This window comes from Cohnella thermotolerans DSM 17683, from assembly GCF_000429825.1.
Classification (GTDB): Bacteria; Bacillota; Bacilli; order Paenibacillales; family Paenibacillaceae; genus Cohnella; species Cohnella thermotolerans.
In genome coordinates this window covers 1-13,290 of sequence record NZ_AUCP01000095.1, presented here as the reverse complement: position 1 = coordinate 13,290, position 13,290 = coordinate 1, and the positions used below count along the sequence as shown (strand labels likewise).

General features: G+C 59.2%; 12 protein-coding genes and 2 rRNA genes. 1 reads left to right on the top strand and 13 read right to left on the bottom strand.

Translation table 11 applies throughout. The features are described 5' to 3' along the window. A partial coding sequence (locus G485_RS0116150; RefSeq protein ID WP_027093389.1) for a transposase occupies positions 1-269 on the bottom strand: 269 nt, incomplete at its 3' end. A 139-nt stretch (positions 270-408) separates the two neighbouring features. On the opposite strand from G485_RS0116150, the gene G485_RS0116145 reads away from it, so the two are divergent. Continuing rightward, on the top strand, positions 409-1,917 hold the full coding sequence (locus G485_RS0116145) for a stalk domain-containing protein (protein ID WP_156922399.1): 1,509 nt from the start codon (positions 409-411) through the stop codon (positions 1,915-1,917). Between the two features lie 112 nt (positions 1,918-2,029). On the opposite strand, the gene pssA is transcribed toward G485_RS0116145, so the two are convergent. The 12 genes from pssA to G485_RS0116085 all read right to left on the bottom strand — a co-directional run. Then, on the bottom strand, positions 2,030-2,767 hold the full coding sequence (gene pssA, locus G485_RS0116140; protein WP_027093387.1) for a CDP-diacylglycerol--serine O-phosphatidyltransferase: 738 nt from the start codon (positions 2,765-2,767) through the stop codon (positions 2,030-2,032). 219 nt (positions 2,768-2,986) lie between these two features. Then, a complete protein-coding gene (gene disA, locus G485_RS0116135) occupies positions 2,987-4,078 on the bottom strand; it encodes a DNA integrity scanning diadenylate cyclase DisA (protein ID WP_051318342.1) in 1,092 nt (363 codons plus the stop codon). Between the two features lie 16 nt (positions 4,079-4,094). After that, entirely contained in the window at positions 4,095-5,462 is a 1,368-nt protein-coding gene (gene radA, locus G485_RS0116130; protein ID WP_027093385.1) for a DNA repair protein RadA, read from the bottom strand. A 160-nt stretch (positions 5,463-5,622) separates the two neighbouring features. After that, positions 5,623-6,162 (bottom strand): class I SAM-dependent methyltransferase, encoded by a 540-nt coding sequence (locus tag G485_RS29260; RefSeq protein WP_240489172.1) that lies wholly within the window; start codon positions 6,160-6,162, stop codon positions 5,623-5,625. Continuing rightward, positions 6,135-6,314, bottom strand: coding sequence for a hypothetical protein (locus tag G485_RS30995; RefSeq protein ID WP_027093384.1), 180 nt, complete (start codon positions 6,312-6,314; stop codon positions 6,135-6,137). Before G485_RS30995 ends, G485_RS29260 begins: the two co-directional genes overlap by 28 nt. A 192-nt stretch (positions 6,315-6,506) precedes the next feature. Then, positions 6,507-8,951, bottom strand: coding sequence for an ATP-dependent protease ATP-binding subunit ClpC (clpC, locus tag G485_RS0116115; RefSeq protein WP_027093383.1), 2,445 nt, complete (start codon positions 8,949-8,951; stop codon positions 6,507-6,509). 37 nt (positions 8,952-8,988) lie between these two features. Then, entirely contained in the window at positions 8,989-10,053 is a 1,065-nt protein-coding gene (locus G485_RS0116110) for a protein arginine kinase (protein WP_027093382.1), read from the bottom strand. 51 nt (positions 10,054-10,104) lie between these two features. Further along, positions 10,105-10,611 (bottom strand): protein-arginine kinase activator protein McsA, encoded by a 507-nt coding sequence (locus G485_RS0116105; RefSeq protein ID WP_027093381.1) that lies wholly within the window; start codon positions 10,609-10,611, stop codon positions 10,105-10,107. A gap of 37 nt (positions 10,612-10,648) precedes the next feature. After that, positions 10,649-11,110 carry a CtsR family transcriptional regulator gene (locus G485_RS0116100; protein ID WP_027093380.1) on the bottom strand — a complete coding sequence of 154 codons (462 nt, stop codon included), beginning with the start codon at positions 11,108-11,110 and terminating at the stop codon, positions 10,649-10,651. Between the two features lie 200 nt (positions 11,111-11,310). Then, on the bottom strand, positions 11,311-12,507 hold the full coding sequence (locus G485_RS0116095) for a GNAT family N-acetyltransferase (protein WP_027093379.1): 1,197 nt from the start codon (positions 12,505-12,507) through the stop codon (positions 11,311-11,313). Positions 12,508-12,868: 361 nt separating this feature from the next. After that, positions 12,869-12,985 (bottom strand): 5S ribosomal RNA (gene rrf / locus G485_RS0116090). A gap of 63 nt (positions 12,986-13,048) precedes the next feature. Next, positions 13,049-13,290 (bottom strand): 23S ribosomal RNA (locus tag G485_RS0116085); the annotation flags it as partial.

Genomic DNA, 13,290 nt, shown 5'->3' with positions numbered 1-13,290 from the left:
TAGCCCGCATGCATGGGCAGTAGTTGATACAGTTCCCGTTCGGAGTGGTTGAACAGATACGAAAGCAACGTCAGTCGGACGATCCGCTCCGGATCGGCAGCGGGACGCCCAGTACTCTCCGTATACAGTGGTGCCACCCAATCATAGACCATAGAGAAATCGATAGCTTCGTTCAACTGGCGCAAAATGTGCTTTTTCGGCACGAGTTCATCCATGTCGATGAATTGGAACAACTGAGGCTGGATGGTCGACGACTTACTTGCTTTCATGCTCAATCACTCTTTCAATGGTCGTGTTACTGTATAATTCGACAAAACCGTGGTAAAAGCCTGCTTGGCGGACTTTTTCACCGGACTTCTAGATCCAGCCAATCAAGCCATTAAGCCAACTTCGGAGGGGACTCCATCCTTGAACACGTCTCTTGGAATGATGCGTCCGCGCGGCAGCTTGCCCTATCCGGCTTCGGTCCGCAGCCGGAGCAAGGCGGCGGCCGGCCGGCGCATGGTGCTGCTGTTCGCCGCGTTCGCCCTGCTTGTCGCGCTTGGCCTTTGCCTGACGACGTTCGTGCTCGACCCGCTTCAGTTTTACCGCAAGGCCTCCCTGCTTCCTCCGGTCTTCTCCACCGAAGAACGCTATCAAAACCCGGGACTGGCCAAAAATTACGATTACGACACGATTATCATCGGCACGTCGATGACGGAGAACTTCCTGCCGTCCGTCGTGGACAAGGCGCTGAAGGGCAAGACGATGAAGCTGTCGATGCAAGGCTCGCTGGCAGACGAGCAGCGCAAAATCGCGGAACTGGCCCTCAAGACCGGCAAAGTGAAGCGCGTGCTGTGGGGGCTCGATTATTTCGCCTTCAAAACGCAGGATGCGGCACTGGCGCAGGACTTCCCGGACTATCTCTACGACGATAATTGGCTGAACGATTACCGCTATTGGTTCAACGTTTCCGTCTACGAGATGATGCTGAAGGACATCGTCCGGCTCCGGACTTCGGGGGCGAACCGCGACCTCGAGCATCTGTACAACTGGAACGCCGACGGCAAATTCGGCGCCGTTCACGTCGTGAACGCCTACCGGATCGCCAGCCGGCAGGAGCAGTATTTCGGGTTGAACGAGGAGCCGCTTGAGGTGATCCAGCGAAGCTTCGAGACGAACGTGCTGTCGCTCGCAAAGCGGTATCCCGAGGTTGAATTTATTTATTTTTACCCGCCCTACAGCATTCTGCGGCAAGAGGTGTGGAGACGGACGAACGAAGCCCGTTACCGGAACCAGCTCGAGATGAGCGTGTGGATGTTCGAGCAGTTGAACAAGCTGCCCAACACGAAAGTGTACAACTTCCAGGCGGAAGCCGATTGGACGTTCGATTTAGATCTGTACAAGGACTTGTCCCATCACACGCAGGACGTCAATACGTGGATCGCCGAGAGCATCGGACGCGACGATCCGAATTACCGGATGACCGCGGACAACGCGGCTTCGTTCGGCAGGCGGTTGGAAGAGCAGTTGGACTCGCTCGTTGTAACGGCGGACAACCGGGCGATGCGGGCGGAGGTCGAACTGCGGGAGGGGGATCGGACGCGTAAGCTGAAGTTCGCTTCCCTCTCGGCGCCGAGCGCGGAGGAGCTGCTCGTGCCGGCCAAGGAAGCGGCCGCCGCGATCGGAGGAGAGGCGGTCTGGAGCGCGGCCGACAAGACGCTGACGCTCCGCCGGGACGGACGCGAGCTCGTTCTTCGTTCGGGAGAGGCGACCGCTTGGGCGTCGGACGGCGAGCTCGCGCTGGTTGCCGCGCCGCAGCTCCGGAAGGGGACATGGATGGTTCCGCTGTTGTCCATCCTCGGGCCGCTCGGCGTCGAAGCCGAGCGCTCTCATCCCGACCGGCATACGCTGCGAATGGTGGTGAAGCTGCCGTAGCCGGGCGAACACGGAAGTCTGCGGAGCCTCGACAAGGGCACGAGCCGGCCTACAAGCGAAGAAGCATCGGTCCCTCCCGTCTCGGGAGAAGAACCGATGCTTCTTCGCGGTTTTAGGCGCTATGCTCGGAGTGCGCGTGCTCATCCTTGCCGGGCCGCTTGCGGCGGCGGCGTCTCGGCATTAAACGTTCAACGTTTTTTTTTAGGCCCCACAACGCGTACACGAGCAGCAAGGCCAGAATGAACTTCGGAATCGCTCTCGGGAACAGGAAGGCGAGAACGACTGCGGCCGCGACGACGACGGGAACGACCCATACGGCGGTGCGCGGCAGCCCGAGCTTCTTGAAGTTGGGATATTTGATGCTGCTCACCATCAAATACGACAGCGCCAGCGTGCTAAGCAGAAGCAAGTAAACGTTCAGATCGCGGTTGAACAGCGCGAGCGTGGCCAGCACGCCGCCCGCCGCGGGAATCGGCAATCCGATGAAGTATCCCGGAACGCCTTCGATGACGTTGAACCTGGCCAGTCGAAGCGCCCCGCAAATCGGAAAAATCGCCGTCACGATCCACGCCAGCGCGGGATTGACGTCGGTGAATGCGGCTTGGTACATAATAAAAGCAGGAGCCACGCCGAAGGAGATTACGTCGGACAGCGAATCGAGCTCCTTGCCGAATTCGCTCTGCGCGTTGAGCGCGCGGGCAACCCTTCCGTCCACCCCGTCCAGCAGCATTGCGATGATCACCAAGAGAGCAGCTCCGTTTGCCCGATCGTTGAACGCCAAGATGATGGAGAGAACGCCGAGAAACAGATTGCCTACCGTAAACAAGCTCGGTATCGATTTCGTGATCATTTGTTCACCTCGACTTTACTATGCCCATAGGATCCGAAATTCTACGCTCCGTTCGGTTCCGAGCCCAAGTAAAAACGACTTCGGCGTCCAAGAATGCCGAAGAAGCTTTGCGGAGACGATTCACACAGGCATAAGCGTGAAACGGTCCAACTCCGAATCGTGAATAAAGGTCGGCCGCGTCCGGCATCGTTCCAACGCCATTTCCCAATTGTAGACCCGTTAAATCTGTCTGTCAATAAACACCTGCTCCTGAATCCGCTTGAGCCCTTCCTTGATCGAGCGGGCCCGAACCTCCCCAATGCCGTCGACTTCGTCGAGCTCCTCGATCGAAGCCATCATAATGTGCGGGAGAGCTCCGAACCGTTCCACGAGGTTGTGAATGATCACGCTCGGCAGCCGCGGAATTTTGCTCAGCATCCGGTAACCTCTCGGCAGGAACCCGTCTTCGGCCACCGAGTTGATCGAGGCGTAGCCGAGCACCCGAATGAGATGCGCCGTATCCAGCAGCTCCTCGGAAGTCAGCTTCTTCAGCGTCGCCTGAATCTCGCGGATTTTCTCGTCGCTGGCGTCGCGGGCGTAGTCCTTGAGCAGCAGTCTCGCCTCTTCTTCCGCCGTGCCGACCAGCTCCACCATCTGCATGTTGATGAGCCGGCCCTCGTTGCCCAGCTCCAGCACGTACCGGTTGATCTCCATCTTGATCCGGAGCACCATCTCGGCCCGTTGAATGACGTAAGCCACTTCGTGCATCGTCACCAGCTCTTCGAACTCCAGCGCGGACAGATTGGTGAGCGCTTGCGTGTAGACCGCCCGGTATTTCTCCAGCGTCTGAATCGCCTGGTTGGCCTTCGTCAGGATGACGCCCATTTCCTTAAGCGCGTACCGCAGATGCCCCTGATACAGCGTGATGACGTTGCGCCGCTGCGAGATGGAGACGACCAGCTTCCCGGTCTGCTTGGCCACCCGTTCGGCCGTCCGGTGGCGAATGCCCGTCTCCGACGAAGCGATCGACGAATCCGGGATGAGCTGCGTGTTGGCGTACAGGATACGCTTGGCGTCTTCGCTCAGAATGATGGCCCCGTCCATCTTGGCCAGCTCGTATAAATAATTAGGGCTGAAATCGCAGTCGATGGAAAAGCCCCCGTCTACAACGGCCATCACTTCGGGCGAGCATCCGACGACGATGAGCGCGCCCGTCTTGGCGCGCAGCACGTTCTCCAGCCCGTCGCGAAACGGCGTTCCCGGCGCCACCATCTGCAGCAGCTGGTTCATCGTTTGTTGCTGCTGTTGCTCCTTCTCCTTGTTCTCTTTCATGTCTCTTCGGCACCCCCTATTCCAACGCTGCGCGCAGCGCGTCCGCTACCGTTCTGACGGCGATCAGCTCGATGCCTGCGGGCGGCTGCCATCCTTTGATGCTTTGCTCCGGCAAGATGACGCGCTTGAAGCCCAGCTTCAGCGCTTCCTTGACCCTTGTCTCCGCGCGGGAGACGGCCCGCACCTCCCCGGTCAAGCCGACTTCGCCGAAGACGACGTCGTAAGGCTTTGTCGGCAAATCGCGAAAGCTCGACGCGATGCTGACCGCCGCCGCCAGATCGGCTGCGGGCTCGTCGAGCTTGACCCCTCCCGCCACGTTCACGTAGGCGTCCTGATTTTGCATAAACATGCCCATCCGCTTCTCCAGCACCGCGATGACGAGCGAGATGCGTTGGTGGTCCAGGCCGGAAGACATCCTTCTCGGCGACGGGAAATGCGTCGGCGCCACCAGCGCCTGAAGCTCGACCAGCACCGGGCGCGAGCCTTCCATGCTGGCGACGACGGTCGAGCCGGATACGCCGAGCGGCCTCTCCGAGAGGAAAAGCTCCGACGGGTTGAGCACTTCCCGCAGCCCGTCCTCCGACATATCGAATATGCCGATCTCGTTGGTGGAGCCGAAGCGGTTTTTGACCGCTCTCAGCAGCCTATACGAATGATGGCGCTCCCCTTCGAAATAGAGCACGCAATCGACCATATGCTCGAGCAGCCTTGGTCCCGCGATCGCGCCTTCCTTCGTGACGTGTCCGACGAGCACCGTCGCCACGCCGTTCACTTTGGCGATGCGCATGAACTGCCCGGTGCATTCCCGCACCTGCGCCACGCTGCCGGGAGCCGAGGCGACGTCCGGCCGGTAGACGGTCTGAATCGAATCGATGACGAGGAAGTCGGGCTCCACGTCCGCGATCGCCTCTTCGATCAGATCGAGATTCGTCTCGCACAGCACGTACAGCTTGTCGCTCAGCGCGCCGAGACGGTCGGCCCGCAGCTTCGTCTGGCGGACGGACTCCTCGCCGGAGACGTACAGCACCTTCAGCCCCTGGGACGTCAAAGCATGCGACGTCTGCAGAAGAAGCGTAGACTTCCCGATGCCCGGATCTCCGCCGACCAGCAGAAGCGAGCCCGGGACGAGGCCGCCGCCCAGCACCCGGTTTAATTCGTTTAATCCGGTCGGAACCCGGGGTTCGCGACCACTCTCTATATCTATGATGGATTTGGCCTTTTCTTTCGCCCGAAGCCGTTCCCCGCGCCCGACAGGCGCCTTGAACGTCGTCTCCGCTTCCTCCGCCATCGTATTCCATGCGCCGCAGCCCGGGCACTTCCCCATCCATTTGGGCGATTCGGTCCCGCAATCGGTGCACACATATTTGACTTTGACCTTGGCCATGAACGTTCTCCTTGAGAGAGGGTTACCCAAAGTGTACCATGTTCGCTCACCGGGGTAAAACCCCCGAAAAGCCCTACATCGGGTTCCTCTTATGTAAAATAAAAAACTGCTCCACCGAGCGGCAGTCGCCTTCCAGACCTAATTTCACAGATTTGCGATGTTATTCGGCCTGCGCAAGCATTTCATACACTTTTCTCAGATCCTCGCTGCTCGCGATGACGCTGCGGAACGAGTCCGGGCATCCTTTGGGAAAAACGACTCCGAGACCGTGGCTGTGGACAAATTCAAAATGTGGGTGCGCCCGGAGCTCCTCCCATAGCCGGTACACGCCGAAATCGTTCCCTCTCTCCGCGATGTCGTGGAACAGCACGATTCCATTAGGCGCCAGCTTCGGGAACCAGCTTTCGTAATCGTGTTTGACTGCCTCATAGGTATGAAACCCGTCGATATGAAGGACATCGATCGATTGCTCCGGGAACCAGGGAAGCGCGGCGTCGAAGCTTCTCGGGACAAGGGTCGCCACGTCCGAGTAGAAATTATTGACCATAAAGTTGACCGCCGCAAATGCCGCCTCCGACAAAAGGCCCGAATGCGGATCTCCCGCGAGCGCCTCTTGGCGATTGCTCGCGCTCGCGCCTGACGTTGCGCAACGCTTCTTCTCGCTTCTTCCCGTTACCACCACCAGCGCAACAGCAGCCACAGAATAACCGCGATCAACAGGACGCCGCCCGTCAGGTAGAACAGGACAAACAGAATTTTGCTCAGCACCAATAAGGCCAGCACGACACCGAGTCCGCTGAGCAGAAGGACGATCGGCTGCTTCCAGGGAAAAGGCCGACGAGGCCGGTACATGCGGTACCCTCCATTCCGATGGGCGCGGGTGCGCCCCGCTCCGGTCCAGGGGAATTCTCCCGCTAGACGTTGCTATAAGGTATGGCCGTCCCCGCCGGTTGGTGAGTCGCCTTCCGGCCGCCTGCCTCAATAAAAGAGGGCTTCCCCGGCGCAGCGGCGCTGCTTCGGGGAAGCCCTTGCGGATGGACGGGATTACGGCGTCGTGCCGACTTCGTCCTTCGTTTTGACGACCAACTCGCCTTCCTTTTCGTCGATGACGAGTTTGTCGCCTTTGTGGATTTTGCCGAGAAGCATCTCTTCGGACAGCCGGTCCTCGATATGCTTCTGAATCGCGCGGCGCAGCGGACGCGCCCCGTACTGCGGGTCGTAGCCTTCCTTCGCGAGGAAGTTCTTGGCCGCTTCCGTCAGCTCGAACTGCACGTCTTGATCCTTGAGCCGCTTGCGCAGGTCGTCGGCCATCAGCGTGACGATCTGGGCGATATGCTTCTCCTCCAGCGGATGGAACACGATGATCTCGTCGATCCGGTTCAGGAACTCTGGACGGAACGATTTCTTGAGCTCCGCCAGCACCTTCTCCTTCATGACGTTGTAGTCGCGTCCCGCGTCTTGCGCGGCGGTAAAGCCGAGCGTCGAATTCCGCTTGATCTGGTCGGCGCCCACGTTCGAGGTCATGATGATCAGCGTATTGCGGAAGTCGACCGTGCGGCCCTTCGAGTCGGTCAGACGGCCGTCTTCGAGCACTTGCAGCAGCACGTTGAACACTTCCGGATGCGCCTTCTCGATCTCGTCGAGCAGCACGACCGAATATGGCTTGCGGCGCACTTTCTCGGTCAATTGGCCGCCTTCATCGTATCCGACATATCCCGGAGGCGCCCCGACGAGACGGGAAGTCGAATGCTTCTCCATGTACTCCGACATGTCGATCCGGATGACCGCGTTCTCGTCGCCAAACATCGCTTCGGCGAGCGCCCTGGCGAGCTCCGTCTTGCCGACGCCCGTCGGGCCGAGGAAGATGAACGAGCCGATCGGCCGTTTCGGATCCTTGAGGCCGGCGCGGGAACGGCGGACGGCGCGGGCGACCGCCTTGACGGCTTCTTCCTGCCCGATGACGCGGTCATGCAGAATGTCTTCCATCTTGAGCAGCCGTTCCGTCTCTTCCTCGGCCAGCTTGCTGACCGGAATGCCGGTCCAGCTGGCGACGACCTGGGCGATATCCTCCGGCGTCACTTCCGAATCGGTGCGGCCTTGTTTTTCCTTCCACTGATTCTTGGTCGCCTCCAGCTCCTCGCGAATCTTCTGTTCGGTATCGCGAAGCGCGGCGGCTTTCTCGAATTCCTGGCTTTGGACCGAAGCGTCCTTCTCCTTGCGGATATCCTCCAGACGCTGCTCCAATTGCTTCAGATTCGGCGGAACCGTGTAGGAACGAAGGCGAACCTTGGAGCTGGCTTCGTCGATCAAGTCGATCGCCTTGTCCGGGAGGAACCGGTCGGTAATGTAGCGGTCGGACAGGCGAACCGCCGCTTCGATCGATTCGTCCGTAATTTTCACCCGGTGATGGGCTTCGTAGCGGTCGCGCAGCCCGTGAAGAATTTGAATCGCTTCTTCGGGCGTGGGCTGATCGACGGTAATCGGTTGGAACCGGCGCTCCAGCGCGGCGTCCTTCTCGATATATTTGCGGTATTCGTCCAGCGTCGTGGCGCCGATGCACTGCAACTCGCCGCGCGCCAGCGCCGGCTTCAGGATGTTGGAGGCGTCGATCGCGCCTTCCGCTCCGCCCGCGCCGATCAGCGTATGCAGTTCGTCGATGAACAGAATGACGTTGCCCGCTTGGCGAATCTCATCCATAATTTTTTTGAGACGGTCTTCGAACTCGCCGCGGTACTTCGTGCCGGCGACGACCGAGCCCATATCCAGCGTCATAACCCGCTTGTCGCGAAGCGTCTCCGGAATTTCGTTGTTGACGATCTTCTGCGCGAGCCCTTCCGCGATCGCCGTCTTCCCGACGCCGGGTTCGCCGATCAGCACCGGATTGTTCTTCGTGCGGCGGGAGAGCACTTGAATGACGCGCTCGATCTCCTTCTGCCGCCCGATAACCGGATCGATATGATTGTCGCGGGCGCTGGCCGTCAAATCGCGGGCCAAGCTGTCCAGCGTCGGCGTGCTGACGTTGGAGGAAGGACCGTGGTTCTGCGACACGCTCTCGCTGCTGCCAAGCAGCTGCAATACTTGCTGGCGAGCCTTGTTGAGGCTGATGCCGAGGTTGTTGAGCACACGGGCCGCGACGCCTTCGCCTTCGCGAATGAGGCCGAGCAAAATGTGCTCCGTACCGACATACGTATGTCCGAGCTTGCGCGCTTCGTCCATCGACAGCTCGATGACCTTCTTGGCGCGCGGGGTGTAGGCGATATTGGTCGGCTGCTCCTGGCCGCGGCCGATGAGCGATTCAACTTCGTCCTGGATTTTCTCGAGGCCGAGTCCCAGGGCGATCAAGGCTTTGGCGGCAATGCTTTCTCCTTCGCGAATCAAACCGAGTAAGATATGCTCCGTACCAATATTGTTGTGTCCCAGCCGCACCGCTTCTTCCTGAGCCAGCGCGAGCACCTTCTGCGCGCGTTCGGTGAATCTTCCGAACATCATGAGACAACACCTCCCCTGTAAGTTAAGAATAGAACATTTAAGCTTTCGTTGCCAGTCGCGAGCGAATGATTTGCGCTCTCGTCATATCCCGCTGTTCCGGATTGAGCGCTTCGCCGAATTTCTGCTGCAGGAAGCCCGGCTGCGTCGAGACGATCAGCTCGTTCAGCACGTCCAGCTCGACCTCCGGCAGAAGCCCGAGATTGACGCCCAGCCGCACGTCGGACAACCGTTGGGCGGCTTCCTTGGAATCGATGATCGAGGCGTACGACAGAATGCCGTAAGAGCGCCGCACCCGGTCTTCGATGCGGGCGCGGGATTCCGCCAACAGGCGGTCCCTGGCCGCCTTCTCGTGGCCGATCATCTGCCGGGCGACCGAATGGAGGTTGTCGAGAATTTCGGTCTCCGATTGGCCGAGCGTAATCTGATTCGAGATTTGGAACAGGTTGCCCGTCGCCTCGCTGCCTTCGCCGTATAGCCCCCTCACCGCCAGCCCGACTTGCGTAACCGCCGACAGAATGCGGTTGATTTGGCCGGTAATTACGAGAGCGGGCAGATGCATCATGACCGAGGCGCGAATGCCGGTGCCGACGTTGGTCGGACAGCTCGTCAAATATCCGTATTTCTCGTCAAAGGCGTAATCGACGCTTTCTTCGAAGATATCGTCGACCTTGCTTGCGTATTCCCAGGCTTCGCGAATTTGGAAGCCCGGATACAGGCATTGGATGCGAAGATGATCTTCCTCGTTGATCATGATGCTGATATCTTCGTTCCGCCCGAGAATCAGCGCGCCGTTCCGCGATTCTCCCGCCAGCGCCGGACTGATCAGGTGCTTCTCCACCAGAACCAGCTTCTCCAGCTCGGTCAGTTCGGACAGGCGGTAAGTCGCGGGCTGGCCGAGGCCGTTCAGCCTCCCGGTCTCGGCGACGGACAGCAGTTGCTCCATCACATCGGCGGATTGGCTCGGCGTCGCGAGCATCGGGAACGGATAGCTTCGCAAATTGCGGGCGATCCGAATGCGGCTGCTCAGCACGACGTCGCGATCCGGACCTTCCTTCTTCATCCACGGGCTAAGCGCCTGCTCGGCGAACTCCGGTTTGGCCATAACGGTCATCCTCCTTTCACGCATGTCGAAAATCGTTCGCAGCGCCGGGCGCTACATGCCGATTTCCTTCTCGAGATCGCGAATGCGGTCCCGAATTTTCGCGGCCGCTTCGAAATCCTCGCGTTCGATGCGGCTTTGCATTTCTTTCTTCAGTTTGTCGATCTCCCGCTTCGTTCGGACACGGCCGCCGGCCCGCCTCGGCACCTTGCCTACATGGACCGTATTCCCGTGCACCCGCTTGAGCAGCGGATCGAGCCTGTCGGCGAACTGCTTGTAGCAATGGCTGCAACCGAAGCGTCCCATTTTGCTGAATTGGGAATACGTCATGCCGCACATGTCGCATCGGAGAGCGGGCTGTTTGGCGCCGGAGCCGGCGGGCTCGAAATCCAGCAGTCCGGAGAGAAGATTGTGTATGGAAAACCCGCTTGTCGTGCCGGGAATAAGCTCGCCTCTCTCGCGGGCGCAGGATTCGCAAATATGCAGCTCCGTTTTCTCCCCGTTTACAATTTTCGTGAAGTGTAGCGTCGCCGGTCTTTTGCCGCATTCCTGACACTGCATCTCCTGCACCTCCCTTTCCTTCCTTACCCCGTTTGGTCTACCTTGCCAACAGGGCGACGAGCATGGACTTCAGCAGCTTGGCTCGTACTTCGTCCCTTAACGGCAGCTTCAGCTGCAGGGCGTCCCGCGATACCGCCGCCCTCATCAGGTTGGCTTCGCGCAGCGACAGGAACCTTGCTTCCTCCAACTGGTAGATTAGGCCTTCGGCAGTCGTCTGGTCGATCTGCTCGCCGACCGTCTGCTGGATGTGGCGATGCACCGCTTCCAGAGACGGCAAATCGACGCGCTGGATGCGAATGTATCCGCCGCCGCCCCGTTTGCTCTCCACAAAGTAGCCTTTCTCGAGCGTAAACCTTGTGCTGATCACATAATTGATCTGCGAAGGCACGCAGGAGAACCTTTCGGCCAGATCGCTGCGCTGAATCTCGACGGCTCCTCCCGAGCTGTTCTGGATCAATTGCTTCAAGTATTGCTCGATCAGATCCGAGATGTTCCGCATCGCTAACCTCCTTTCGGGAGCACGATTCTGACTTTGACTTTCTTTGACTTTACACTCATTATAATCATTCTCGCCGATATTGCCAAGAGGGTATTGTAAAAGTTCTGCATACAACTGCCGAACGGCCGTCTTGCCTGCCACCCCTAGTATGGAAAAGGCGCTCTGCCTTTATGCAGAAGCGCCCTCCTTGCGATGAAAATTTAGAAGAAGTCCGCCAAAAACGACGGGCGAACGGGAATTCGCCTTTCGAGCAGCGAGACGGCTTCGGCGCTGCCGGCCAGCAGGCCGACTTCGCGGAGCCATTCCGGCCGGCGATTGCCGAGCAGCATGGCGGTCAGCGTCCGGATGTCGCAGCTGATATCGGGCTCCCCGCCGGACAGGGCTGTCGCTGAGCCGCCCTTCCTGTTCGCTTCCGCGACGCGCCCCGCGCCGTCTTCCCCGAACACGAGCCGGAACCTTCCGTCGTTCCACGGCGCATATTCGTCCCGGACTTCGAGCACAAGCTGTTCCTCCCGGTCGCCCGGCCGAAACGGATACAACGAGGCCAAAGCTTCCAGGTCCACGATTCGGGACATAAAATAAGGAACGATCTCCTGCTTGAACCGGGGATTCGGCATGAGGAACGACAGCGAGTCGTCCGTCGGCGCCACCAGCTCGATCCGGTCCGCCATCGAATCGTGGTTGGCGATGAAGCTCCACAGGGCCGCCCGCGACTCCTCGCCGACGCAAGCCCAATCGTAAATGGTCAGCAAGCGGTTCTCCACTACATAGTATATATACCCTTCGGGGATTCCGTTCGTATTGCGCCAGACCGCGGCCGTTCCCTTCTTGGAGAAAATTCGCCGCCGCCACCATTCTTCCGATCGGACCAAGGTTCCGTTATAACGCGAAGCGAACCGGTTATAAATCGCCTCGAGATTCCCGGCCTCCGCCGGAACACGCTCGATCCGTCCCGCGGTCTCCTTCCGCTTGACCAGCAGCGCCATGTCGATCTCGTAGCGCTTGCGCTCGATCGTGAATTCCCAGCCGTATTTCCGGTAAAAAGCAAATTGGAACGGGTGCAGCATGCTGATCGTCTGCCCCTGCTCGCGCATCTCCTCGAGCGCGCGAACGAGCAGCTTCGTTACGTTGCCGCCTCTTCTCGCCTCCGGCCAGGAAGCGACGCCCGCCAGTCCGCCCATCCGCATGACGCGCCCCTCTATGTAAATCTCCAAAGGTAGCAGCGTCAGCGCGGAGAGCAGACGGTCCCGGTCGTCGAAAACTCCCCAGACCCGCTCCGGGCGGAAATAGCGTCTCTCTTCCTCCCGCCGGTCTTCGGGCAGCTTGTACTGAAAAGCGAATTCCGACAACGCGATGCGCTCGTCGAACTCTTCTTGCTTCAATTGACGGATGAGCATGGGAGCACCTCATCTTTTTTATCCTCATCATACCCGATCTCGTTCCGCGCTGCATAGGTCCCGGTTCGTATGTATGGCTTGTTTTATGGCATAAAGTTAGTTTATTTATTAACCAAACTAATGGATGATGAGGTTAATGATCATCAACCTGGCTCAATGACCACCCTCGTTTAGGTCGTCCCAAGGATCGGCCGCTTCTCTGCTATATCGAATCAGACAACCGAGTGCCAACGGACCCAGGATCCGCTATTCGTCGTAAGGGCGGCCATTATTCTCCCTCCGACTCATCGAATAGCGGGCCTGTCGGCCCGCAAAAAAAAGAAGCACCCCCAAGCGGAGATGCTTCTCTTCTGCTTATCCGGCCCGGCAGCGTCCTACTCTCCCAGGACCCTGCGGTCCAAGTACCATTGGCGCTGGAGGGCTTAACGGTCGTGTTCGGGATGGGTACGCGTGGAACCCCTCCGCCATCACCACCGGACCGAATGTTCAAGGCCTTGCGCCTTGATAACCGGATACGAAACGAATGCGCCCTTACGTGTCTTAGGATAAGCCCTCGACCGATTAGTACTCGTCAGCTCCACGCGTTGCCGCGCTTCCACCCCGAGCCTATCTACCTGGTGTTCTTCCAGGGGTCTTACGTACTGGGAAATCTCATCTTGAGGCGGGCTTCGCGCTTAGATGCTTTCAGCGCTTATCCCTCCCGCACTTGGCTACCCAGCGGTGCTCCTGGCGGAACAACTGGTACACCAGCGGTGCGTCCATCCCGGTCCTCTCGTACTAAGG